Source organism: Lichenicoccus sp., assembly GCF_965276875.1.
GTDB lineage: Bacteria > Pseudomonadota > Alphaproteobacteria > Acetobacterales > Acetobacteraceae > Lichenicoccus.
This window is the reverse complement of the sequence record NZ_OZ255701.1, coordinates 985,586-1,007,330: the sequence shown is the minus strand read 5'-3', so window position 1 is coordinate 1,007,330 and position 21,745 is coordinate 985,586. Positions and strand designations below refer to the sequence as shown.

Annotated in this window: 20 protein-coding genes; 9 read left to right on the top strand and 11 right to left on the bottom strand. The window is 67.5% G+C overall.

The window, feature by feature from the left end:
- Nucleotides 1–71 precede the first annotated feature (71 nt).
- Both ACQY4K_RS05045 and ACQY4K_RS05040 read left to right on the top strand, forming a co-directional pair.
- Nucleotides 72–506 carry a DUF3830 family protein gene (locus ACQY4K_RS05045; protein ID WP_428393977.1) on the top strand — a complete coding sequence of 145 codons (435 nt, stop codon included), beginning with the start codon at nt 72–74 and terminating at the stop codon, nt 504–506.
- Nucleotides 507–639: 133 nt separating this feature from the next.
- The gene (locus tag ACQY4K_RS05040) at nt 640–846 is read left to right on the top strand and encodes a hypothetical protein (RefSeq protein WP_428393975.1); all 207 of its coding nucleotides are present in this window, start codon (nt 640–642) and stop codon (nt 844–846) included.
- A gap of 40 nt (nt 847–886) precedes the next feature.
- Here ACQY4K_RS05040 and ACQY4K_RS05035 read toward each other — a convergent pair whose 3' ends face one another.
- From ACQY4K_RS05035 to uraH, 3 genes are read right to left on the bottom strand one after another with little or no spacing between them, the layout of a single operon-like run.
- Nucleotides 887–1,063: a hypothetical protein gene (locus ACQY4K_RS05035; protein ID WP_428393973.1), complete on the bottom strand. Its 177-nt coding sequence runs from the start codon at nt 1,061–1,063 to the stop codon at nt 887–889.
- 12 nt (nt 1,064–1,075) lie between these two features.
- The gene (locus ACQY4K_RS05030) at nt 1,076–1,303 is read right to left on the bottom strand and encodes a hypothetical protein (protein WP_428393972.1); all 228 of its coding nucleotides are present in this window, start codon (nt 1,301–1,303) and stop codon (nt 1,076–1,078) included.
- A gap of 5 nt (nt 1,304–1,308) precedes the next feature.
- A complete protein-coding gene (gene uraH / locus ACQY4K_RS05025) occupies nt 1,309–1,659 on the bottom strand; it encodes a hydroxyisourate hydrolase (protein ID WP_428393970.1) in 351 nt (116 codons plus the stop codon).
- Between the two features lie 105 nt (nt 1,660–1,764).
- On the opposite strand from uraH, the gene ACQY4K_RS05020 reads away from it, so the two are divergent.
- The 3 genes from ACQY4K_RS05020 to hydA are packed head-to-tail and all read left to right on the top strand — an operon-like array spanning nt 1,765 to nt 6,760.
- Nucleotides 1,765–2,583, top strand: a complete 819-nt coding sequence (locus tag ACQY4K_RS05020; RefSeq protein ID WP_428393968.1) for an FAD binding domain-containing protein — start codon at nt 1,765–1,767, stop codon at nt 2,581–2,583.
- A 53-nt stretch (nt 2,584–2,636) separates the two neighbouring features.
- Nucleotides 2,637–5,291 (top strand): molybdopterin-dependent oxidoreductase, encoded by a 2,655-nt coding sequence (locus ACQY4K_RS05015; protein ID WP_428393966.1) that lies wholly within the window; start codon nt 2,637–2,639, stop codon nt 5,289–5,291.
- A 20-nt stretch (nt 5,292–5,311) separates the two neighbouring features.
- Nucleotides 5,312–6,760: a dihydropyrimidinase gene (gene hydA / locus ACQY4K_RS05010; protein WP_428393964.1), complete on the top strand. Its 1,449-nt coding sequence runs from the start codon at nt 5,312–5,314 to the stop codon at nt 6,758–6,760.
- Nucleotides 6,761–6,796: 36 nt separating this feature from the next.
- On the opposite strand, the gene pucL is transcribed toward hydA, so the two are convergent.
- The 5 genes from pucL to hemB form a co-directional block, all read right to left on the bottom strand.
- Nucleotides 6,797–7,639, bottom strand: coding sequence for a factor-independent urate hydroxylase (gene pucL, locus ACQY4K_RS05005; RefSeq protein WP_428393962.1), 843 nt, complete (start codon nt 7,637–7,639; stop codon nt 6,797–6,799).
- Nucleotides 7,640–7,766: 127 nt separating this feature from the next.
- Entirely contained in the window at nt 7,767–8,804 is a 1,038-nt protein-coding gene (locus ACQY4K_RS05000; RefSeq protein ID WP_428393960.1) for a hypothetical protein, read from the bottom strand.
- A 16-nt stretch (nt 8,805–8,820) separates the two neighbouring features.
- Complete coding sequence (locus tag ACQY4K_RS04995) at nt 8,821–9,555, bottom strand: arginyltransferase (RefSeq protein WP_428393958.1); 735 nt, start codon at nt 9,553–9,555, stop codon at nt 8,821–8,823.
- Between the two features lie 19 nt (nt 9,556–9,574).
- On the bottom strand, nt 9,575–11,911 hold the full coding sequence (locus ACQY4K_RS04990; RefSeq protein ID WP_428393957.1) for a penicillin acylase family protein: 2,337 nt from the start codon (nt 11,909–11,911) through the stop codon (nt 9,575–9,577).
- A 5-nt stretch (nt 11,912–11,916) separates the two neighbouring features.
- Nucleotides 11,917–12,909: a porphobilinogen synthase gene (gene hemB / locus ACQY4K_RS04985; protein ID WP_428393955.1), complete on the bottom strand. Its 993-nt coding sequence runs from the start codon at nt 12,907–12,909 to the stop codon at nt 11,917–11,919.
- Nucleotides 12,910–13,083: 174 nt separating this feature from the next.
- Between hemB and glyA the strand changes: the two genes are divergently transcribed.
- On the top strand, nt 13,084–14,382 hold the full coding sequence (gene glyA, locus ACQY4K_RS04980; protein ID WP_428393953.1) for a serine hydroxymethyltransferase: 1,299 nt from the start codon (nt 13,084–13,086) through the stop codon (nt 14,380–14,382).
- Here glyA and ACQY4K_RS04975 read toward each other — a convergent pair.
- Both ACQY4K_RS04975 and argE read right to left on the bottom strand, forming a co-directional pair.
- Nucleotides 14,379–15,350 carry a peptidase M14 gene (locus ACQY4K_RS04975; protein WP_428393952.1) on the bottom strand — a complete coding sequence of 324 codons (972 nt, stop codon included), beginning with the start codon at nt 15,348–15,350 and terminating at the stop codon, nt 14,379–14,381. The genes glyA and ACQY4K_RS04975 overlap by 4 nt on opposite strands.
- Nucleotides 15,347–16,519: an acetylornithine deacetylase gene (argE, locus tag ACQY4K_RS04970; RefSeq protein ID WP_428393950.1), complete on the bottom strand. Its 1,173-nt coding sequence runs from the start codon at nt 16,517–16,519 to the stop codon at nt 15,347–15,349. Before argE ends, ACQY4K_RS04975 begins: the two co-directional genes overlap by 4 nt.
- A gap of 131 nt (nt 16,520–16,650) precedes the next feature.
- Between argE and ACQY4K_RS04965 the strand changes: the two genes are divergently transcribed.
- From ACQY4K_RS04965 to ACQY4K_RS04955, 3 genes are read left to right on the top strand one after another with little or no spacing between them, the layout of a single operon-like run.
- Entirely contained in the window at nt 16,651–17,895 is a 1,245-nt protein-coding gene (locus tag ACQY4K_RS04965) for a glycosyltransferase family 4 protein (protein WP_428393949.1), read from the top strand.
- Nucleotides 17,892–19,103 carry a glycosyltransferase family 4 protein gene (locus ACQY4K_RS04960; RefSeq protein WP_428393947.1) on the top strand — a complete coding sequence of 404 codons (1,212 nt, stop codon included), beginning with the start codon at nt 17,892–17,894 and terminating at the stop codon, nt 19,101–19,103. Before ACQY4K_RS04965 ends, ACQY4K_RS04960 begins: the two co-directional genes overlap by 4 nt.
- The gene (locus ACQY4K_RS04955) at nt 19,093–20,166 is read left to right on the top strand and encodes an IS110 family transposase (protein ID WP_428393945.1); all 1,074 of its coding nucleotides are present in this window, start codon (nt 19,093–19,095) and stop codon (nt 20,164–20,166) included. The genes ACQY4K_RS04960 and ACQY4K_RS04955 overlap by 11 nt, the downstream gene beginning before the upstream one ends.
- Nucleotides 20,167–20,653: 487 nt before the next feature.
- Here the strand turns inward: ACQY4K_RS04955 and ACQY4K_RS04950 are convergent, their stop codons facing one another.
- Nucleotides 20,654–21,742, bottom strand: coding sequence for an IS110 family transposase (locus ACQY4K_RS04950; protein WP_428393943.1), 1,089 nt, complete (start codon nt 21,740–21,742; stop codon nt 20,654–20,656).
- Nucleotides 21,743–21,745: the final 3 nt, after the last annotated feature.

The following is a 21,745-nucleotide window of genomic DNA, read 5'->3' as shown; positions in this document are numbered from 1 at the left end:
GGGTTGACGGTGACCTTGCTTCGAGAAATTTCCTGTGGGTAAGCTTTTGCGGACCCAGTCGAACCGATTCCATGCCAGACATATGCATCACCGACATACGTATCACAGCCGGGCCCTATCATTTCGGCGCGCGTTTCGAGGAGGACGCGGCGCCGGCGACCTGTGCGCGCTTTCGCCGATTGCTGCCCTACCGGGAACGCATCATCCACGTGCGTTGGAGCGGCGAAGGCTGCTGGATACCGCTCGGCGCCACCGATCTCGGCCTTGGATTCGAGAACCATACCAGCCATCCGGCACCCGGCCAGATCATCCTCTATCCAGGCGGCATCAGCGAGACCGAGATCCTGCTCGCCTATGGCGGCGTGCGATTCGCCAGCAAGGTAGGCCAGCTTGCGGGCAACCACTTCCTGACGATCGTGAAGGGCCAGGAGAACCTGACATCACTGGGCAGGCTCACGCTCTGGAACGGCGCCCAGGATATCGTCTTTTACGCCCCCGAACCTTGAACCGCCGCCCGGATAGGATGCGATGATCATTTTGATCTACCATCGAGTTAAGGCGATGATCCTGCCGTAATCGACAGCGTCGCCCTCGAGCGGTTCTTCGAGCTGCCGCTGGAACAGGAAGCTGGCACTCGACATGAAGCAGTCGCGCACGGCGTCAGGCTACGAGCCAATCGGCGGCCAGATCCTCGGCGGCATGCGCTATTCGACCTTTTGCTTCTACCTACCGCAGCGGGATACGATGATCGAACCGATATCCGTGTGCGTCCCAATCGACCGGCCGCGACTCTACGAGTCCTGCACGGCCGAGGAGCACGAGGCAGCGATGTTCCGACGCTCCTAAGCATCCGTAGACGCCGACGCCTGAACGGCCCGAAGCGGGATCAGCTCTCGAGCAGACGCGCCGGATGACGGTTATGCTCGCGCATGACCGGCTGTATGTCGAGCGTCGTCACAATCCCGTCGCGCACCACCGGCCCGCCATGTACGACCGTGTGCGTGGCCGGCAGCGGTGCGCAGCACACCACCGCGGGCGACCAGATCGGACAACCCGTCGGCATAATCGATCGCATTCAGGTCGAGTGTGCAGAAATCGGCGCCCCCCGCGTCGCCGTCTCCAGCACCTCGCGCGCACCCATGCACGCCGCCACGTCCGGCCGCAGGCGCGCCAGCAGCATCGCCTGGCGTGTGGCCTCCTGCGTGCGTCGGGCGCGCGCGAACAGGCCGCCAACGCGGATTTCGCGGCGCCCGGAATCCATCGCCACCACCATTTCCGCATGACGCGCAAGCAGCGTGCCCATGATCGTCAGCTTCCGCGATAGGTGCTGTAGCTCCAGGGCGAGACCAGAAGCGGGACATGGTAGTGCGCGCGCGGATCGGCGACGCAAAAGCGCAGAACGATCTCGTCGAAAAATGGTGGATTGGACAACGAGGCAGCACGGCTGGCGAAATAGTCGGCGATCCGGAATGTGAGTTCGTAGAGGCCGGCAAGGAAGTCCTCGCCTTCGAGCAACGCTTGGTCGCACCGCCCGTCGGCGTTGGTCACGGTCTCGCGCAACAGCCGCATGTCCGTCCCCCCGATCCCGAGACGGATGGGGATGCCGGCGGCGGGACAGCCATGCGCGGTGTCGAGGACATGCGTCGTCAATCGTCCCATCGCCGTCTCCTTCTGCCGCCTGTTACAGGACTGGCTGGCGTTGCCGCAAGCTGAGATGATGGCACGTGCCTTGCGTCGCGTTTTCCGCGCTGACATTGGAGTGGCATGGACCTGAACACGATCCGCGAGATCTGTCGCCCCGCCGGACGCGAGCAGCTGCCCGCCTGGCAGGCCGAGGACGCGCTTCTTGCGGGCGGAACCTGGCTATACTCCGAGCCGCAGCCGCAGCTGCGCAGGTTGGTCGATCTCAGCACCCTCGCCTGGCCCAGCCTGCACACCGACGCCGCCGGCCTGTGTATTGCCGCAACCTGCACGCTGGCCGAGCTCGCGGCCTGGCAGGCGCCGCCCGGATGGCGCGCGGCACCGCTGCTGGGCCTGTGCTGCCAGGCGCTGCTGGGTTCGTTCAAGATCTGCAACGCCGCCACGGTCGGCGGCAATCTGTGCCTGGCGCTGCCCGCCGGACCGATGATCGCGCTCGCAATCGCTCTCGACGGCGTCTGTCATGTCTGGAAACCGGATGGCGGAGAGCGTCGCATTTCGGCCGAGGAGTTTGTGCTCGGGCCACAGATGAACGCGTTGCAGCGTGGCGAAGTGCTGCGCCACATCGACCTGCCCGCCGCGGCCTTTATGCGTCGGTTCGCAATCCGCCGGATATCCCTCAGCCCGCTTGGCCGTTCCGCGGCGTTGCTTATCGGCACGCTCTCCGCCGAGGGCGGCATGGCCCTGGTGGTGAGTGCCGCAACCCTGAGGCCGGCGCGTCTCGATTTCGCAGGCCTGCCGGACGAAGCATCCCTGCGTCGCCGCATTGCGCAGGACATCACCAGGTTCTACGAGGATGTGCACGGTGCCGCGGATTGGCGCCAACATCTCGTCTTCCTGCTTGCCGAGGAAATCCGGTGCGAGCTCGAGGCTGTTCAACCGTGAAGTGCATCGTCAACGGGCAGCCTTCCGCCGCAACACCTCGTGCCGGGCAGTGCTTGCGCAGCTTTTTGCGCGAGCAGGGCTGGTTCGGCGTCAAGAAAGGCTGCGACACCGGCGATTGCGGCGCCTGCACCGTGCTGCTGGACGGCTTGGCCGTGCATGCCTGCGTCACCCCCGCGTGTCGCGCCGAGGACAAGGCGGTCACCACGATCGAGGGGCTGGCCCAGGAGGGTGAATTGCACCCGATGCAGAGCGCCTTTCTCGCCGCCGGGGCGTTCCAGTGCGGCTTTTGCACGCCCGGCATGATCCTGACCGCCGCCAGCCTGAATGCGGCGCAGCACCAAGACCTCAATGACGCGATGAAAGGCAGTCTCTGCCGCTGCACGGGCTACCGCACGATCCGCGACGCGCTCGCCGGTGTGCGCAACATCGAGGACGCGGCCCCTGGTGCCGCACTCGGACGCAGCCTGCCCGCGCCCGCCGGTCCGGAGGTGGTGACGGGTGCCGCGCGCTATACGCTGGATGTCGATCATCCGGGCGTTCTGCACATGAAGCTGCTCCGCTCGCCGCACGCGCATGCCCGCATCGTCGCCATCGACAAGGCCCAGGCGCTGGCGGTTCCCGGCGTACGCGCCGTGCTGACCTGGGAAGACAGCCCGCCGCGTCTGTTCTCCAGCGCCAGGCACGAAGATCCGCGTGCCGATCCCGACGACACGTTTGTGTTGGACCGCATGGCGCGCTTCGTCGGCCAGCGAATCGCCGCCGTGATCGCCGACAGCGAAGCCGCCGCCGAGGCGGGTTGCCGGGAACTGCGCGTAGACTACGAACTGCTCCCCGCGGTGTTCAACCCAGACGCCGCCATGCGGCCCGGCGCACCGATGATCCATGACAAGGGGCCAAACTCCCGGATCGCGCGGCCACAGTCCAATGTGGTGGCGGAGGTTCATTCGCATATCGGCGACCTCGATGCCGGGTTCGCCGCGTCGCATTGCATCGTCGAGGCGGACTACGAGACCCAACGAGTCCAGCACGCCCAGCTCGAGACGCATGCGGCCATCGGTTGGCTCGACCCGCAAGGACGTCTGAACCTGCGCAGCAGCACCCAGGTGCCGTTCCTCACCCGACGGGCGCTATGCGACGTGTTCGGCTTGGCACCGGAGGGCGTGCGCGTTTTCTGTGAGCGCGTCGGTGGCGGGTTCGGCGGCAAGCAGGAGATGCTCGTCGAGGATATTGTCGCTTTGGCGGTGCTGCGTCTGCGTCAGCCGGTGCGGCTGGACCTGACCCGCGAGGAGCAGTTCATCGCCACGACCACGCGCCATCCGATGCGTATACGCGTCAAGCTTGGCGCCGACCGTGACGGCAGGCTCACCGCGCTGCACCTGCATCTGGTGTCGAACACCGGCGCATACGGCAATCACGGTCCGGGGGTCATGTTCCATGCCTGCGGCGAGTCGATCGCGGTCTATCGCTGCCCGGCGAAATGGGTGGATGCGTGGGCGGTCTATACCAACATTGTGCCGGCGGGCGCCTTTCGCGGCTATGGGCTGAGCCAGTCCAATTTCGCCGTCGAATCCGCGATGGACGAGCTGGCCGGCAAACTCGGCCTCGATACGGTCCAGTTCCGCCGGATCAACATGGTCCGCCCAGGCGACGCCTTCGTCTCCATCGGCTCCGGACCCAGCGATGTCGAATTCGGCAGCTATGGACTGGAGCAGTGCCTGACGCTTGTCGAAGACGCGCTGGCGCGCGGCGGTGGCGCAGCGCCGCCCGCCGGCGACGGCTGGCATGTCGGGCAGGGGCTGGCACTGGGCATGATCAACACCGTGCCGCCGCACGGGCATCGCGGCCAGGCGCGTATCCGGCTCTGCCGCGATGGCACCTACGCGCTGACCGTCGGCACCGCCGAGTTCGGCAACGGCAGCAGCACCGTGCATGTTCAGGCGGCGGCCACCCTGCTCAACACCTCCGTCGGCCGGGTGCGTCTGGCCCAGTCCGATACCGACACGCTCGACCACGACACCGGCGCCTTCGGCAGCACCGGCACGGTGATCGCCGGACGCGCGACCCAACTCGCCTCCGAGGCGCTGCGGGAGCGCATTCTCGCTTTTGCCGCGGAGCGGTCCGGCCTGGGTGTGCAGGGGCTGCGCCTGGAGCAGGCGTGCGTCACCAGCGAAGGCTGGCACACGACCTTGGGCGCGTTGCACGATGCCGCGGAACAGGCTGGGGTCGCCCTCGCCGCCGAGGCGGAAACCGGTGGCACGCCGCGCTCGGTCTCCTTCAACGTCCAGGGCTTCAGGATCGCGGTCAGCGCGCGCACCGGCGAGATACGCATCCTCCAGAGCGTCCACGCCGCCGACGCCGGCACCGTCATCAACCCGTCGCAATGCCGCGGCCAGATCGAAGGCGGCGTCGCTCAGGCAATCGGCGCGGCGCTGTACGAGACGGTGCTGATCGACGATACCGGCCAGGTCGTCAATCCGGCCTTCCGCGGCTACCATGTGCCAGCATTCGGCGACGTGCCGGCGACCGAGGTGCTGTTCGCGCACACGTCGGACCGGCTCGGGCCGTTCGGCGCCAAATCCATGAGCGAGAGCCCGTTCAACCCGGTTGCGGCGGCACTCGCCAATGCGCTCGCCGACGCCACCAAACACCGTTTTCGCGCCACCCCGTTCACGCCCGATCGTGTCTGGCGATCGCTCGCGGGCGCATGACCCAGCAGGAGACAGGCAACATGTCGGAATGCGAACTGGTGGTGCGCGGCGGCACCGTAGTCACCGGGGTGGATAGTTTCCGCGCCGATATCGGCATAAGCGGCGGCCGCATCGTAGCACTTGCGGAACGGCTACAGGGGGTCACGATGATCGAGGCCGGCGGTCTGCTGGTATTGCCGGGCGGCGTCGACAGCCATTGCCATATCGAGCAACTGCAGGACAATGGGGGCGCCGACGAGGAAACCTGGGAATCCGGCAGCACCTCTGCGCTGGCCGGCGGCACCACGACGGCAATCACCTTTTCGACCCAGTTCAAGGGTCGGCCGATCCGCGACAGCCTGGCGGAGTATCGAGGGCGGGCCGCCCGCGCAATGATCGATTATTCATTCCATCAGATCATCACCGATCCCACCGATGCAGTCATACGCGACGAAATCCCCGAAATCGTAGCCTCCGGCGTACGCAGCCTCAAGGTGTTCCTGACCTACGACCCGCTGCGCCTGGACGACCGGCAATATCTGCGCGTGCTGGCGGCGGCGCGACGCACCGGCGCGCTGGTCACCGTGCATTGCGAGAACTACGACGCCATCAAATGGCGCACCGAGGCGCTGCTGGCGGCGGGTCACACGAGCCCGAAATACCACCCCTGGTCGCGACCGCGGATCGTCGAGCGCGAGGCCACGTACCGCGCCGTGGCTCTGGCGGAACTGGTGGACCAGCCCATCCAGGTGTTTCACGTCTCGTGCCCGGAGGCCGCCGAGGAAATCGCGCGCGCCCGTGCCCGCGGGGTGAAGGTGTGGGGCGAGACCTGCCCGCAATATGTCGTGCTCGGCGCCGACGACATGGACCGCCCCGGCTTCGAGGGGGCCAAGTTCATGTGCAGCCCGTCGCCGCGCGATGCGCCAACACGCGAGGCGCTATGGGCAGAGATCGCGCGCGGCGTGCTGGACGTGGTCTCATCCGATCATAGCGGCTGGAGCTTTGAGGGCGCGCGCGGCAAACGGACGAACGGCGCCGAAGCCACGTTCCGCGATATTCCCAACGGCGTGCCCGGGCTTGCGGCACGGCTGCCGATCCTGTTCAGCGAGGGCGTCGGCAAGGGACGCATTACGCTCAACGAATTCGTCCGACTCACCGCCACCAACGCCGCCAAGCTGTTCGGCCTCTACCCGCGCAAGGGCTCGATCGCGATCGGCGCCGATGCCGACCTGGTGCTCTGGGATCCGACCCGGCAGGTCACCATCACCCAGGCGCTGATGCAGCATGCGATCGACTACACCCCATACGAGGGCATGCAGGTGACCGGCTGGCCAGTATCGGTGCTGCGGCGCGGCGAAGTGGTGATGCGCGACGGAACCATCCAGGCGCCGCCCGGCAGCGGCCAGTTCCTGGCGCGCGCGCCATACGACATGATCCGCCCCACCGGCCGGATGCCGGACGGGTTCGATGCAAGCGCGTTCCTTGCCTGACAAACTCGGGATTTGAGCCGATGGACCACGCGCGCTTCATCCGCCGCGGCTGACGCTGCATTCGATCTCCCCGCTCGGCTCGTCGGTCGGCAGCAGCACCGAATCGTTGCCCTTGATCCCGAAGGCCGACAGGTTCAGCGGTATGTAGTGCTTATTGGGGCAGGTCATGTCGATCCGGCTCACCTCGGGCACCGTCTCCAGGGCGGCGAGGCCCATGCGATACAGGCTGTCCTGCACGCTGTCGCTGTAGGTCGTGGCAAAAACGCGCAGCATGGTGTCGAGCAGCCGCGCGTTCGCCGCCGGATAGTCCGCGGGCCGTGTCGACCAGAGCCATTCGGCACGCATGCTGGTCGCGCAGACGCGGTCGGTGGTCTCCGGGAGCGTCGTGTATTCGTCCCTAACATAGCCGACCCAGCCGGAGCCGGTCGATTTCATGAAGGTAAACCCCTCCACGCCGGAGCGGATTTCCACGGCTTCGCGCGTGGCGACGACCGCAGCGGTGCCCTGCCCGTTGCCATCAAGCAGGAAGCTGTGCGGGTGCGGCGCGCCCTCCACAACCAGGCGCGTCCATTTGGTTTCGCGCAGATCGACGGTGACCTGTTGCACATGGTCGTAGCGGCCGAGCAGGCGCGAGGCGATGGCGGCGGCGAAATCCTCCGCCGCGGCATTTTGGTTTTCGTGCGCCACGATCTGTACGATGTTCTTAATCGAGTCCGTGGCGATGATCGCGCTGTTGTCGGCATGCGTGAAGGCGCCTTCGAAGGCGCCTTGCAGCATCACTTTCGCCGTGGTTTCGCGAACCTCCTGGCGCGCGTGGGTCCGGTGGATGCGCAAGCTACGCACACGCGCCTTGCCATAGCTGTTGCGGGCGAGAGTCATTCCCGTCGTCTCCCTTCAGTGCCGATACAGGCGCGCCATCGTCGTGTCGTGCGCGTTGAGCGGCGCATCGAGATCGAGCTCCACAAAGGCGCCGTCGCGAATGTGACTCACGCCTGAAGTGACGCCTTTACAAAAGAGCTTCCAGCAGCAGCGTCATGATCCTGAAGCTGTCGTCGCAGGGTGGATCAACTTCGGCAGCAATGTCGTCGCGTGTGCGAAACAGGGTGGGCCGATCGGGAAACCAGCGGCGGCGCACGCTTTCGTTTTCGTCCTCGAACTGCGCGACGAAGGCGGCGGCGTCACTCGCGGTCAGCTTGCGGCCAGTGCCGCGTCGCTCTTGCATCAGGATGTCGATCACCCGTTCGCGGATGCGGGCCGCGTCGTTTGCAGCAAGGTGCGCGAGCGACCCGTTGAGCTGCTTGAGGAAGTGCTGCGCAGATGCGTCGAGACCCTCGTTGGCACGCGGGAAGGCGGTGAAGCGCGAGGGGTCGACATGAATGCGAAAGAGCAGGTCCTGCACCACGTCGCCGAACAGCAGGCCATCGGGTTCGAACAGCCTGACCATGATGTTCTCCTGGCCGAACGTCTCGGCCCAGAGGGCAAGGGTGCTGCCATATTCAAAGTAGCGGCGCTCCACCCAGCCGCCGGTGGCCTTATTGGCGAAGTCGGGGATCAGGTCGATATTGTGAAAGCCGACCTTGATCGCCTCATTATAGGCGCTCTGCAGCAGGTCGGCCTGGTTGCGCAAATAGACGAAGATCGTCACCTGCTCGCAGACGGTGGCGAGCAGCGCTTGCAGGTTGGCCAGTTCGGCGGCCTCGGTGACTCGGCTTGAGAGATGTTCGTTGCTGAGCAGCATGAAGCCACAGCCAGTGGCCGCCGCTGCCTCTTCGGCGAGGTTTGCCGTCGTCGTCTCGCGGAAGGCGGCGAGCTGGGCCGCGTTGGTGACGCCGTGATGCAGGCGCAAATCGTCGTCCAGCTTATGGTCGGCCAAGGCGTACGCGACGAGCCTAGTGTGGTTGCAGAAACCGTCTTCGCGCACAAGGCTGCGCGGCACGAAATAGCCGAGTGCGCGCAGCCTGGCGATGTTGTCGGTCAGGAAGACCTGGACCGAAGTCGAGCCGGTCTTCTCAAAGCCGATATGCAGAAGCGCGCGCTTGAACAACTCCCCAGGCGCCGGCTCAGAGCGGATCGCTGAGATCGAGCCGCCGCCAAGCGCCTTGGGACAAGACCTCGCTGGGACGGAAGCGCGCCTTGTAGGCCATCTTGCGGCTGTCTGCGACCCAGTAGCCGAGATACACGTAAGGCAGCGCCATCGTACGCGCGCGGTCGATCAGCCAGGTGATCGCAAAGCTGCCGAGCGAGCGTCCGGCGAGTTCCGGCGAGAAAAAGCTGTAGACCGCGGACAGGCCGTCGCCGAGCCGGTCGGTCAAACACACGCCGATCAGCGTGTCGTCGGGATCGCGGAACTCGAACAGGAAGGTCTCGATCGGGGTGTCCTCGATCATCGCGCGGTAGTCGTAGAAGCTCATCCCGGCCATGTCGCCCTCACCGTGGCGGGCCTGCTGGTAGCGCTGGAACAGGGCATATTGCTCGGTGGTGGCGCGCGGCGGCACCTCGAAGCTCTCGACCAGCGAATTGCGCCGGATGATCCGCTTGAGCGTGCGTCCGGGCTCGAACAAAGCCACCGGGATGCGGATCGGCACGCAGGCGTTGCACGATGGGCAAACCGGCGCGTAGGCGATGTTATGGCTGCGCCGGAAGCCCGCGCGCGACAGCCGGTCATGCAGCGATTCCGCGTCCGGGCCGGCGATTTCGGTCACCACCTTGCGTTCGGTCCGGCCGGAGACATAGGGGCAGGGCAACGGCGCCGTGGTGTAGAAGAATTGCGGCCGGCGCGGCGGAGTGTAGGTCATGCAGCGAATTCAACGTTCATCATGGTGTCAAACGCGCGGTGGCACTCATCGAGGGGGGCTCCCTGGGGATCGTCATCGTAGCGCCTGACGCCCATTTTCGCATCAAATTCCATGCCTCTCCCGAGACCCAGTTGCCGGACTGCCCGGGGGTGACGATGAAGCGGCTGCGATCGGGGTCGGCGAGATCGTAGACGCCGCGATAGGCGCCGCCGTGCGTCGCATCGAAATTGCCGAGGATGGCGCCGCCGGCGCGCAGCAGGGTGGTCTCGTCGCCTGACACCGGGATGCTGCGCCGAGCCAGACGCCGGACGATCGGGATGGCGCGCAGGAAGGCATTGTCGAAGACCGCGCGGTGCGTGTGGCCCCAGCGCCAGTTCGCGGGATCATTGCCCTGCTGCCTGGCGAGGCGCGCGGTCGAGCTGGCGAGTGCCTGCATCAGCATCGGCGTGCAGTCGCCGCCGCACCAGGACGCGCCCGCGGGCGAGAGCAGGAAGGCCACGAAGTCCGGCCAGGGTCCGGTGATCGTGAGGTTGAGATGGTTGCGCGCTAGGGCGTCGGCGGCGAAGCGCTGCAGCCAGGCGTTAAAGATCAGCGGCTGCGGTGCTCCGGCACGCATCGAGCCGTCCCATCCGTGCAGCAGGTCCAGCGCACGCTGTGAGAAATCGTCGGGACTGGCGGCGGCCGCGCGCGCGGCCAGCAGCGGCAGCATGGCGGCGGCAAAGGCGCTGACGGTGTCGTTTTGCATGGAGGCGAACTCGGCGACGTCGTGCGTTGGACGCGCGGCCAGCAGGGTGCGGATCCGACGCGCGCGCCAGTCGTCCGGCCAGTCCCGCCCCATGAAGACCGGATAATCCGGTGGTGCTGTGCGTTCGTTGCCGTTCAGCAGGTGGCCGCTGGACGGTGCCACGACATGCGGCAGGCTCGGGCCGGAGGCGAACCCGGTCCAGTCATGCAGCCCGTCCGCGCCGTCCTGCGGAAAGGCGCCGTCGCCGGCACGACGGATCGGCACCGTGCCTGTGGTGAACAGGCCGATGCTTTGGCGGTCCGCGACCAGCAGGTTCTGCACTGGTGCTGTGCTGGTTGCCGCCGCCGCCTGCGCTTCGGCCACGCTGGTTGCCGCGTCGAGCGCGATCAGCCCGACGGCGACGTCCGTATGCGCCGGCGTGGTCGGCATCAGCATCGTCATCTCTGCGGCGAGCAGCCGGCCGTGCTGATGCGGCAATACGTCGCCGATCAGCGGTCCGTGCCGGCTCTCGCGGACGATCAGGCGCTGGTCCGGCGCGCCGCGCACGTGGATGATCTCGGTATGCACCGCGAAGGCGCGAGGGCCATCCGGGGTCAGATAGGTGCCGGGCTGCGTGCCGGGCCGTTCGACGAACAGGTCCTGCGCATCGGCCTCGTTGCTGGTGAAGGTCCAGGCGATATGGCCATTTTGGCCAAGCACCATATAGGGCGCGCCGGGGGCGGTGGCGCCGGTCAGTTGGTAGCCGGGCCGGTCGATGCGGGCGAGATACCAGACCGCCGGGAAGCCGAGGGCGAGGTGCGGGTCGCCGGCGAGCAGCGGCGCGCCGGTGGCACTATGCGCGCCATCGACCGCCCATTCGTCGGAGGCCTCGCTCGGCAGGGTGTAGGGGGCGGGAAAACGCGGCAGGGCCCGGTCGAGGCTGGCTGCAAAGCGGGTCAGGGCGGCTGGGAAAATCAGGCTTGCCTGCGGCGATGGTGCTGTGACCGGGGCGGGGCGGACGGCGAGCAGCCGGGCCAGCGGCAGTTTCGATGACGCCGCCAGGCGGGCGAGTTCGGTGCGCCAATTGTCGCCCAGAGACAGCGCCATCAGCCGGCCCCAGAGCAGCGAGTCCGTGGGTGTCCACCGCTCAGGGCGGCCGAGCAGCAGGAATTCCGGCGCAATGAAGCGACCACGGGCGGCAATCTCGGCATTGACGCCGCGCGCGTAGGCGTCGAGCAGGGCGCGGTCGGCGGCGGGCAGCGTTGGGTAGGCCGCCGCCGCCCGCACCCGCAGCCCGAGCACACGCATCATCCGGTCGATCGGCAGGGTCGCGGGTCCCGCGATCTCGGAGAGCCGGCCGGAGCCCAGGCGGCGCATCAGCTCCATCTGGAACATACGGTCGCGGGCGTGCACGAACCCCAGGCCTGCCGCGGCATCGTCAGCCGAGGCGGCCTGGATGTGCGGGATGCCGACCGCGTCGAAGCGGACCGAGACCGGGTGCTCCAGGCCGGGGATGCGTAAGCCCTGCGTGCGCGGCGGCAGGGTGAGCAGAAGTCCCGCGCCGATTGCGGCGAGTCCCGCCAGCAACAGCGCGGACAGGGCCGCCGCGACCGCGACAGCCGCCCGCCGCACGCGCCTCACCTGGTCAGGGCCTGCGCCGCGTCCAGGGCAAAATAGGTGAGGACCCCATCGGCACCCGCGCGCTTGAAGGCGAGCAGGCTTTCCATCATCGCGCGCTCGCGGTCGAGCCAGCCATTGTTCGCGGCCGCCATCAGCATCGCGTATTCGCCGGACACCTGGTAGGCGAAGGTCGGCACCGCGAACCGCTCGCTCACCCGTCGCACGATGTCGAGGTAGGGCATGCCGGGCTTGACCATCACCATGTCCGCACCCTCGGCGAGGTCGAGTTCGACCTCGCGCAGCGCCTCGTCGCTGTTGGCGGGGTCCATCTGGTAGGTTTTTTTGTCGCCGCGCAGCAGGCTGCCTGAGCCGAGCGCGTCGCGGAACGGTCCGTAGAAGGCGGAGGCATATTTCGCCGCATACGACATCAGCCGGGTGTGGATCAGGCCGTGCGCGTCCAGGGCGGCGCGGATCGTGCCGATGCGGCCGTCCATCATGTCGGACGGTGCGAGGATGTCGATGCCGCTTTGCGCCTGATTGAGCGACTGGGTGACCAGGGCGGCGACGGAGTCCTCGTTATGGACGTAGTCGTCACGCAGGACGCCATCATGGCCGTGGTTGGTATAGGGATCGAGGGCCACGTCGCCGATCAGGCCAAGGGCCGGGAACTCCGCCTTGAGCAGACGCGCGGCCCGGCACATCAGATTGTCGGGGTTCGCGGACTCTGTGCCCTCCTCGTCGCGCTTGGCCGGATCCGTCACCGGGAACAGCGCCACCGCCGGGATGCCAAGCCGCACCGCCGTCGCCACGTGGCCGGCGAGCCGGTCGAGCGAAACACGGCTGACCCCCGGCATTGAGACCACCGGGACCTCGGTGTCCTGCCCTTCGATGATGAAGATCGGCCAGATCAGGTCGTCGACCGAGAGCCGGTTCTCCGCCACCATCCGGCGGGTAAACCCGTCATGGCGGTTGCGTCGCAGGCGCGTGGCGGGAAAGCGTCCGAGGCTCATAAGCGGGGTCACCGGGCTCAGAGTTGCAGGCGATGGAGTCTGCCACCGCGGATCGATTTCGCAAAACGTTCGTGGCAGCAGGTCTTCGCTGTCGTAAGGTGGGCCGGCGTAGGATGGCGCAGTTGAACCGCCATCGCTGTCGTGCCAAATGCCGCCAGCAAGCCGGAGCCGGACATGCCCGATCAGATCACGCCATCGAACCATCTGCGTTTCTTTACTGAGAGCCTGCACGAGCGTGATCCGGAACTGGCAAGCGCGCTGGCCGGCGAACTGGCGCGCCAGCAGGACGGCATCGAGCTGATCGCCAGCGAAAACATCGTCTCCGCCGCCGTGCTTGAGGCGCAGGGTAGCGTGCTCACCAATAAATACGCCGAAGGCTATCCAGGCCGGCGCTATTACGGTGGCTGCGTCGAAGTGGACCGCGCCGAACAGCTCGCCATTGACCGCGCCCGCCAATTGTTCGCCGCAGAATACGCCAACGTGCAGCCGCACTCCGGCGCGCAGGCCAACCAGGCGGTGTTCCTGGCCCTGCTGGAGGCCGGCGACACCATCCTGGGGATGAGCCTCGCCGCCGGCGGCCATCTGACCCACGGTGCCGCCCCCAATCTCTCGGGCAAATGGTTCCGCGCGATACAATATGGCGTCCGAGCCGATGACGGCCTGCTCGATTACGAGGAACTCGAGCGGCTAGCTCACGCCGAGAAGCCCCGGCTGATCATCGCCGGCGGCTCCGCCTACCCGCGCTTCATCGATTTCGCGCGTATCCGCCAGGTCGCCGGCGCCGTCGGCGCGTTCTTCCTGGTCGACATGGCGCATTTCGCCGGCCTGGTCGCGGCCGGACTGTATCCGAGCCCGCTGCCGCACGCGCACGTGGTCACCAGCACCACCCACAAGACCTTGCGCGGTCCGCGCGGCGGCCTGATCCTGTCCAACGACGCAGCCCTCGGCAAGAAGCTCAATTCGGCGGTGTTCCCAGGCCTGCAGGGCGGCCCGCTGATGCATGTGATCGCCGCCAAGGCGGTGGCGTTCGGCGAGGCGCTGCAACCCTCCTTCAAGCACTACGCCGAGGCGGTGGTCGAGAACGCCCAGGTGCTGGCCGAGACGTTACTGGGGCAGGGGCTCGCGATCGTCACCGGCGGCACCGACAGCCACTTGTTGCTGGTCGATCTGCGGCCGAAGCGTGTCACTGGCAAGCTGGCCGAGGCGAGTCTGGAGCGGGCCGGCATCACCGCCAACAAGAACGCGATCCCCTTTGACCCCGAGAAGCCCGCGATCACCTCGGGCATTCGGCTCGGCAGCCCGGCCGCCACCACCCGCGGCTTCGGACCCGAAGAATTCCGTGAGGTCGGCCTGATGATCAACGACGTGCTCGACGGTCTGACTACGTCCAATGACGGCGCCAACGACGCGGTCGAGGCCGCGGTGCATGCGCGCGTCAGGGCCTTGTGCGCACGCTTCCCGATTTATCGCTAATCCGGGCAGAACCGCGCGAGGCGGACCGCGGTATGGCCGCGGCTCGGTCGCAGGCTGGGCATTACCAGCAGGCAGTCGTCGTGCGGCGTGCGGATCTCGCGCGCACCGTCATGGGCGATCAGCGTGTGGATTTCGGGTATGACGTCGCCGCCGCGGAACGGCCGCACGAAGGCAAAGCCGCTGGTATGGGCAGTCACCACCTCGGTCACCTGCGCGTATCGCCACGCAGCGGGTGCGGCACCAGGTGTATCGGAGGACGCAAGCTCGGTCTGGTGCAGCAATGCCGCCACGGCGGCGCGCGCCGTTGCCACCGTCTGCGCTTCCCAGTGCGGTCCGGCCTCCACCAGGCAGGCGATGCGCGGGTCGCCGTCGTCGGCAAATCCGCCATAGTCGATCAGCCGGGGCCCGCTATTATGACCGCGATCGGCGACGGCGATCGCCGGCGTGCCGATGGCGCGCGCCAGCCTGCGCCCCTTTTCGGTGCGGCCGCAAAGGATTAGCGGCTCCGACGGCCATAGCATCGAGTGCAGGTCGAGCAGGATGTCGGCACCTTCGACGAGTGGGCGGATTTCGCGGGCCCGGGCGAGTTCGGCGGAGTCGCGTGGGCCCTCAAGGATCGCGCGGTCCCACAGCCGGTTCATGTCCTCGTCGACGAAACGCGAGGCCGTCGGACGCGCCGGATCAAACCTTGCGAACGCCGCAATGTTTAAAAAGCCAAGGGTCAGCTTGCCGCGCAACGGCCGCACGCCGGCACGCAGCAGGCTGTCGAGGGCAATGGCGCCGGCGATCTCGTTGCCATGCATCAGCGCCGTGATCAGCACATGCGGACCCGCGCGCTGGCTGTCGAAGTGCTGGAACCCCGCAACCCCGCAATTACCCGCCAACCACTCGCCCAGGTCCGGCGGGGTCAGCCGCACGTCAAACTGCGGCAGGGCCGCGTCAGCGCCGCTCATGCCCGTCTGGCTCATGCCCGTCTGGTCATGCTGGCGGCAATGCGGCGGATGAAGGCGTCGCACGCATCAAGCTGGTCGGCAGCGATCCATTCGTCTGCCTGGTGCGCCTGGGCGATGTCGCCGGGGCCGCAGACGACGCTTGTGATGCCCGCATGCTGATAGAGACCGGCCTCTGTCCCATACGAGACCTTGCCGTGCTCGTTGGCGCCGGATGCCTGCTTGACCAGGTCCACCAGCGGATCGTTGCTCTCGATGGAGAGCGGCAGCAGTTCGTCGAGGATCTCGAAGGCGAATCCGGTAGACGGGTCGACCGCATGCATCCAGCGCTCGATCCGGTCCTCCACATGGTCCCGCAGACGACGCAGTTCGACCTCGGCGTCATCACCCGGGATGGTGCGCCACTCCATCTCGAAAACGCAGCACTCAGGGATGATGTTGAGGATGGCGCCCCCCGCGAGCAGGCCCGCATGGATGGTGCTGTGCGGCGGCTCGAAGCCCGCCTCTTGCCGGCCCTCGCGCGCCAGCCGGCGCGACTCCGCCGCAATCCAGCCGATCGCCTCACCCGCGGCGTGAACGGCATTGACGCCGAGCGCCGGTTGGCTCGAATGCCCCGCTCGTCCGCGCACCGTCACCCGCACCGACAGGCGGCCCTTATGGGCAATGATCGGCTTCATGCTCGAGGGCTCGCCGACGATGCAAAGATCCGGCTTCAGGCCGTTCTCCTCAAGATCGCGGACCAGCACGCGAGCGCCGCCGCAATCGACCTCCTCGTCGAACGAGATGAACAGATGCACCGGCCGCAGCAAGGGTGCCGCCACCAGGTCCGGCACCGCGGCCAGGCAGGATGCAACAAACCCCTTCATGTCGGCGGCACCGCGCGCATAAAGCCGACCGTCATGCGCGCGCAGCTTGAACGGATCGCTGCTCCAGCTCTGCCCGTCCACCGGAACCGTATCGACATGACCCGACAGCGCGAGGCCGCCGCCCAGCTGGGGGCCGATGATCGCGTGCAGGTTGGCCTTGGCGCCACTCTGATCGTGGGTGCGGCGATGCGAGACGCCGTGGCGATCAAGATACCGCGCGATCCAGTCGATCAGCTCGAGATTGCTGTTGCGGCTCGTCGTGTCGAACGACACGAGGGTCTCAAGAATGTCTGTGGTCGATGGCCTGGCGATCTCAAGCATGATGACAGTCTATACGCGGCCAATGCATCGGCAATGGCCCGTTTGGGGGCCCGCTTGGGTGTTCACCAGGGCGGCGCTTGCCGTCCCGCGACAGCCCAGTCAGAGTCCGCCACCTTGCAGACTGGGTCGCAATGCCGGGTTCGTCCGCCGCGTTCAAACCGCTCCACCGGCTCTGGCGCCGCCTGCCGCCGGGATCGCGCCGGCTGTGGCTCGCGCGCTTGTCATCGGCGTTGGCCCCCGCGCCGGACCGCGCCGCACCGCGCACCTGCGACGGGATCATCGTCGCCGGCGAGATCGCGCGCGCCTCCGGGCTCGGTGAGTCCGCGCGCATCATGTCTCGCGCCCTCGAAGCCCTGCAGGTCCGCGCCTGGCCGATGCAGGCAGCCCTCACGGTCCCGGGCGAGACGCTGGAGCCGATCGCGGCCCCCACCACAACCCCCAGTGCAACCGCCGCCCTGGTGCTGCATGTCAACGCACCGGTGCTGGGCAGCGCCCTGCTGCGCCTGCCGCGCGGACTGCCGCGCGGCCGCCGGATGATCGGCTATTGGGCCTGGGAGCTGCAAGCGGTGCCACCAAGCTGGCGCCCGGCCGGCCGCCTGGTGCACGAGGTCTGGGTACCGTCGCGCTTTACCGCCCAGGCCATCGAGCCGCTGCTGCCGGGCCGGGTGCGGGTCGTGCCGCACGCGCTCGCCCTGGCGCCCCCGTGTCCTGCGCGCATGGACCGTGCCGCCTTCGGACTGCCGGAGCAGGCCGTGCTCGTGCTGGTCTCCTTCAGCCTTGCCTCGGCCTTCGAGCGCAAGAACCCGCTGGCCGCGATCGCAGCATTCCGTAAAGCTTTCGGTAAGCGTTGCGACCGCATACTGGTGCTCAAGGTCGGGCACGCCGCGCACTACGCCCAGGACATGCAGCGCCTGCGCGAAGCGGCCGACGGCGCGCCAAACATCCACCTGGAGACGCGTATGCTGACGGCGGCGGAGACCCACGCGCTGACCCGCCTGTCCGACATCGTGCTGTCATTGCATCGCAGCGAAGGCTTCGGTCTGGTGCCCGCCGAGGCGATGATGCTCGGCCGCGCCGTGGTGGCCACCGACTGGTCCGCGACCACCGAGTTTCTCGACGCGCAATGCGGCATGCCGATCGGCTACCGGCTTGTCCCGGCCCGCGACCCGCGCGGCATCTCCGAGGCCGAGGGCGCGGTCTGGGCGGAGGCCGACACCGACCAGGCGGCACGCGCGCTCGCTGTGCTCGCCGACGCACCCGAACGCCGTGCGGCCCTCGGAGACGCGGCGCAACGTGCGGCGGCCACGCGTTTCGGCGGCGACGGGCTGCGCCAGGCACTGACCGCCATCGGCTGCAGCCCGCGCACGCCGGCATGAGAATCCTTGTCTGGCAGTGGGGCCGCCGCGGCGCCGGTCCGCGTGTCGCGGCCGAGTTGGCCGCGGGCCTGCGCACCGTCCCTGGCCAGACCGTGTTCCTGTCGCTCTCGACGCGCGCGGAAATCCTGACGATGCTTGACGGACCGACCTGCGCCCTCCCGGTCGTCACCTATGACGGGCTCGTCGGCTTCCTGTTTCGCGCGCTGCTGTCGCCGCTGACCATCTGGCCTCTGCTGCGCCGGCTGCGCGCCCTCGCGCCCGACGTCGCGATCTGCGCCATGCCAGGCCCGCTCGACCTGATGATGGTCTGGGCGCTCCGTCGGCTCGGCGTGAAGATCGTGGTCACCGTGCACGATGCAGACCTGCATCCGGGCGACGGTTTCCCGCTGCAGATGGCGTTGCAGCGCCGCCTGATCCGCCGCGCCGACGCGCTGGTGGCGCTGACCGGCCACGTCGCCGTCCGGCTGCGACAGCAGCCTGCCGCGCGCAACAAGCCGTTGCTGACCGCCAGCCTGCCGCCGCTCGTCTTCGGCGCGCCACCGCCACCGCCGCTCGCCCATGGCGGCCCGATGCGGCTGCTGTGCTTCGGCCGGCTGCTCCCCTACAAGGGGCTCGATCTTCTCGAGGCAGCCTTGCGCGGCATGGACGGCACGCTCCCTGACTTCGAGATGCGCATCGCCGGCGAGGGACCGCCCAGCGCCACCCTGCGCGCGCTTGCCTCCCTGCCGCACGTCAGAGTCGAAAACCGCTGGGTTCCCGAAAACGCGGTCGGCCCCCTGATCGCCTGGGCGGACGCCGTCGTGCTGCCCTACCGCGAAGCCAGCCAGAGCGGCGTCGCCGCGGTCGCCATCGCCGCCGGCCGCTGGGTCGTGGCGACGCGGGTTGGTGGCCTCACCGAACAGTTCCGCGACGAACGCCTGGCCTTCCTGTGCGAGCCCGATCCAGCCAGCATCCGAGCCGCCCTGGCGCGGTTGCTGGTCGCGCCCCCCAAAACCTCGGGCCAAGCCAACGACCCGCGCTTGGCTTGGCGCGACGTGGCCGACCAGCTGACGCGGCAGATTTCGGCAGCCCTGTTCAAGGATTGGGGCTCCGCCCCAAACCCCGCCAAAGGCTTGCCTTTGTTGGGTGGACGGCCCCACGGCATCGCGATGCGTGCCAAGGTTTGGCTGTTGAAGGTCAAACAAGGGAGCCGCCCACATGGATTTTAAGCGCATTGCGGTGGACACGTCCAAGGCTGTGTTCACGGTTCACGGGATTGACGAGCGGGATCGCCCGATCCTTCGTCGCAATTTCAGCCGCCCGGCGTTCGAGGCGTTTTGTGTTGGACTACTGCCGACGGAGGTGGTGCTTGAGGCATGTGGAGGCTCGCATCACTGGGGTCGCAGGTTGAGCGCGATGGGCCACCGGGTGCGGCTGATCCCGCCGCAATACGTCAAGCCGTTCGTCAAGCGTGGCAAGAACGACCGTAACGATGCTGAGGCGATCAGCGAGGCGGCGGGGCGGCCGGGCATGACCGAGGTTGCGGTCAAGCCGGCCGAGCGCCAGGCGGCGGCGATGGTATTGAGCGTGCGCGAGCTGCTGGTGCGAAACCGCACGCAGGCGATCAACGCGCTGCGCGGGCATGCGGCGGAGTTCGGGGTGATCGCGGCCAAGGGAACCGCACAGGTGGTGCCCCTGCTGGAGCGTATAGCGGCGGACACGCAGATCCCCGAGCCGGCGCGCCAGATGCTGGCGTTTCTGGCTCGGCAGGTGACCCACCTCGACGAGGAGATTGCGACCCTCGACGCGCAACTGCGCAAGGCGGCGGCCTCCGACGCGATAGCGCGCCGCTTGAGTGCTGCGCCGGGCATCGGGCCGCTGAGCGCGATCACGCTGAGCCTGACCGTCGATCCGTCGCAGTTCCAGTCGGGTCGACACTTCGCGGCGTGGCTGGGCATGGTGCCACGGGAATGCTCGACCGGCGGTAAGCAGCGCCTGGGAGGCATCAGCCGAGCCGGCAACGAGCGACTGCGACAGCTGCTTGTGGTGGGCGCGATGGCGGTGATCCGTCACGCCAAGCCAGGCAGCAAGAGTGCGTCGCCGTGGTTGCTGAAATTGCTGGAGCGGCGGCCGCGCAAGGTGGCGGCTGTCGCCTTGGCCAACAAGATGGCCCGCGTCGTGTGGGCGACGCTGGCAAAGGTTCCGCCTGATCGACTTCGATCAGGTGGAATGCCAGAGGAGGGCATGATGGCGCGTGGGGAGGACTTCCGGCGTTTGCCGGTCACGGCCTGACCCCAGGCGCGGTGTCGAGGGTGGAGAGCAGTAGCAGAAGATGACAATCGGTCGGACCGACGAACGGATGATGCCGAGGTTTCCAACGGCTCTCGAAGCCGCCCCTTTGTTTGGCAGCCGTTCGCGGAACCCATCTGGGCCAGCGGCCATGTGCCGCATCAATAGGCCGGACGCATGATCGCTTCCGAACCATCGTCATCTCACGCGAAAACGCTTGACCCACCCGGGGCCGTTCTCTAATCGCGCCTCCTCTGTCAACTGCTTCTTGCTTGCTGCTGTCGTTGCCTTACCAGGGTCACGGTTCTCTCCGCGGTCGACGTCTGCCGCCGCAACATCTGGTTCGAAGCACAGGCGCTGCAATGTCCACAACGGGCTCACGTGAAACCACGCGACCCAACGGCCTCCCTCGCAGTTCGCCTGCACCCTCGCCCTGGCGGGCAACCCTCACATCCGCACTGTGGCTCGGATGGATCTCGTCAAGGCTTGGTCAGGTACTCGCGGGCGGCTCCGCCCAGCGGAACGGCTCGCCGGATCGCCAAATGCTGTGCAGGATCACCGACAGCTTGCGGGCCAACGCGACGCGCGCCTTGCCGGGGCCGGACCGCTTCGCGATCACCTGCGCCCAGTCCTTCAGGCTTGAGGCCCGCTTGACTCGCGTCAGGATCACGACGGCCGCCTCATACAGCAGCGTGCGTGCTAGCGTATCGCCGCACTTGGATATCCTGCCGCTGCGGTCCATCTCGCCCGACTGATACTGCCTGGGCGTCAATCCCATGTGCGCGCCCACCGATCGTGATCGGGCAAAGCGCGCCGGGTCCTCGACCGTGCTCACGTAAGCCAGCACGGAGAGGACCCCGATGCCGGGCACGCTCATCAGCAGGCGACACGTCGCGTCCGCCTTGGCCAAGGCGCGCACCGCCTTGTCGAAAGCTGCAATCTGCTCGCGCAGTTGCCGCCAGGCGGCCAGCATGGGCCCAACGATCGGCGTCAGGTCGTCGCGGTCGACCAGCAACTGTTCAACCCGCCGGTCGAACGGCAGACCGCGCATCGCGCCTGGCAGCATCCCGAACGTCTTCAGAACCCCCCGGATGTGGTTCGACAGCCGCGTCGTCATGCCGACGAGCTGGGCCCTGGCGCCGAGCAGGGCACGCGCCCGGTGCGCGTCAAGCGACTTCACGTGCACCGGTCGATACCATCCCGTCCGCATAATCTGCGCCAGGCCCTCCGCGTCGTTCTGGTCGGTCTTGTTCATCTGCATCTTGAGCGCGGCGCTGGCGTGCCGGGCGTCAAGGCAGGTCACGTTGAGCTCCCGTGCGCGCAGTTCATGCACAAGCCAGGGCGTCATGGGGCCGGTCTCGATTCCGATCCTGGCGTCCTCTCCCGCATGCCCTCTCACCATCCGCTCGATCTGTCCTGGGTCCGTGGCGCACTGGCCGCGCCACAGCCTGCGTCCTGTCTCGTCCACGATGCAAATAGCCGTCAGCTTCTGTGACACGTCCAAACCAACAAATTGGGTCATCGAACCGCCTTCCATGCTGCCACCCGCCGGGCGACAGCGCCCGGATCGCAGCATCATGAA

Coding starts and splice junctions, on each gene's coding strand:
- ACQY4K_RS05045 (WP_428393977.1), top strand. CDS start 72: ATGCCAGACATATGCATCACCGACATACGTATCACAGCCGGGCCCTAT.
- ACQY4K_RS05040 (WP_428393975.1), top strand. CDS start 640: ATGAAGCAGTCGCGCACGGCGTCAGGCTACGAGCCAATCGGCGGCCAG.
- ACQY4K_RS05035 (WP_428393973.1), bottom strand. CDS start 1,063: ATGCCGACGGGTTGTCCGATCTGGTCGCCCGCGGTGGTGTGCTGCGCA.
- ACQY4K_RS05030 (WP_428393972.1), bottom strand. CDS start 1,303: ATGGGCACGCTGCTTGCGCGTCATGCGGAAATGGTGGTGGCGATGGAT.
- uraH (WP_428393970.1), bottom strand. CDS start 1,659: ATGGGACGATTGACGACGCATGTCCTCGACACCGCGCATGGCTGTCCC.
- ACQY4K_RS05020 (WP_428393968.1), top strand. CDS start 1,765: ATGGACCTGAACACGATCCGCGAGATCTGTCGCCCCGCCGGACGCGAG.
- hydA (WP_428393964.1), top strand. CDS start 5,312: ATGTCGGAATGCGAACTGGTGGTGCGCGGCGGCACCGTAGTCACCGGG.
- pucL (WP_428393962.1), bottom strand. CDS start 7,639: ATGACTCTCGCCCGCAACAGCTATGGCAAGGCGCGTGTGCGTAGCTTG.
- ACQY4K_RS04995 (WP_428393958.1), bottom strand. CDS start 9,555: ATGACCTACACTCCGCCGCGCCGGCCGCAATTCTTCTACACCACGGCG.
- hemB (WP_428393955.1), bottom strand. CDS start 12,909: ATGAGCCTCGGACGCTTTCCCGCCACGCGCCTGCGACGCAACCGCCAT.
- glyA (WP_428393953.1), top strand. CDS start 13,084: ATGCCCGATCAGATCACGCCATCGAACCATCTGCGTTTCTTTACTGAG.
- ACQY4K_RS04975 (WP_428393952.1), bottom strand. CDS start 15,350: ATGAGCCAGACGGGCATGAGCGGCGCTGACGCGGCCCTGCCGCAGTTT.
- argE (WP_428393950.1), bottom strand. CDS start 16,519: ATGCTTGAGATCGCCAGGCCATCGACCACAGACATTCTTGAGACCCTC.
- ACQY4K_RS04965 (WP_428393949.1), top strand. CDS start 16,651: ATGCCGGGTTCGTCCGCCGCGTTCAAACCGCTCCACCGGCTCTGGCGC.
- ACQY4K_RS04960 (WP_428393947.1), top strand. CDS start 17,892: ATGAGAATCCTTGTCTGGCAGTGGGGCCGCCGCGGCGCCGGTCCGCGT.
- ACQY4K_RS04955 (WP_428393945.1), top strand. CDS start 19,093: ATGGATTTTAAGCGCATTGCGGTGGACACGTCCAAGGCTGTGTTCACG.
- ACQY4K_RS04950 (WP_428393943.1), bottom strand. CDS start 21,742: ATGATGCTGCGATCCGGGCGCTGTCGCCCGGCGGGTGGCAGCATGGAA.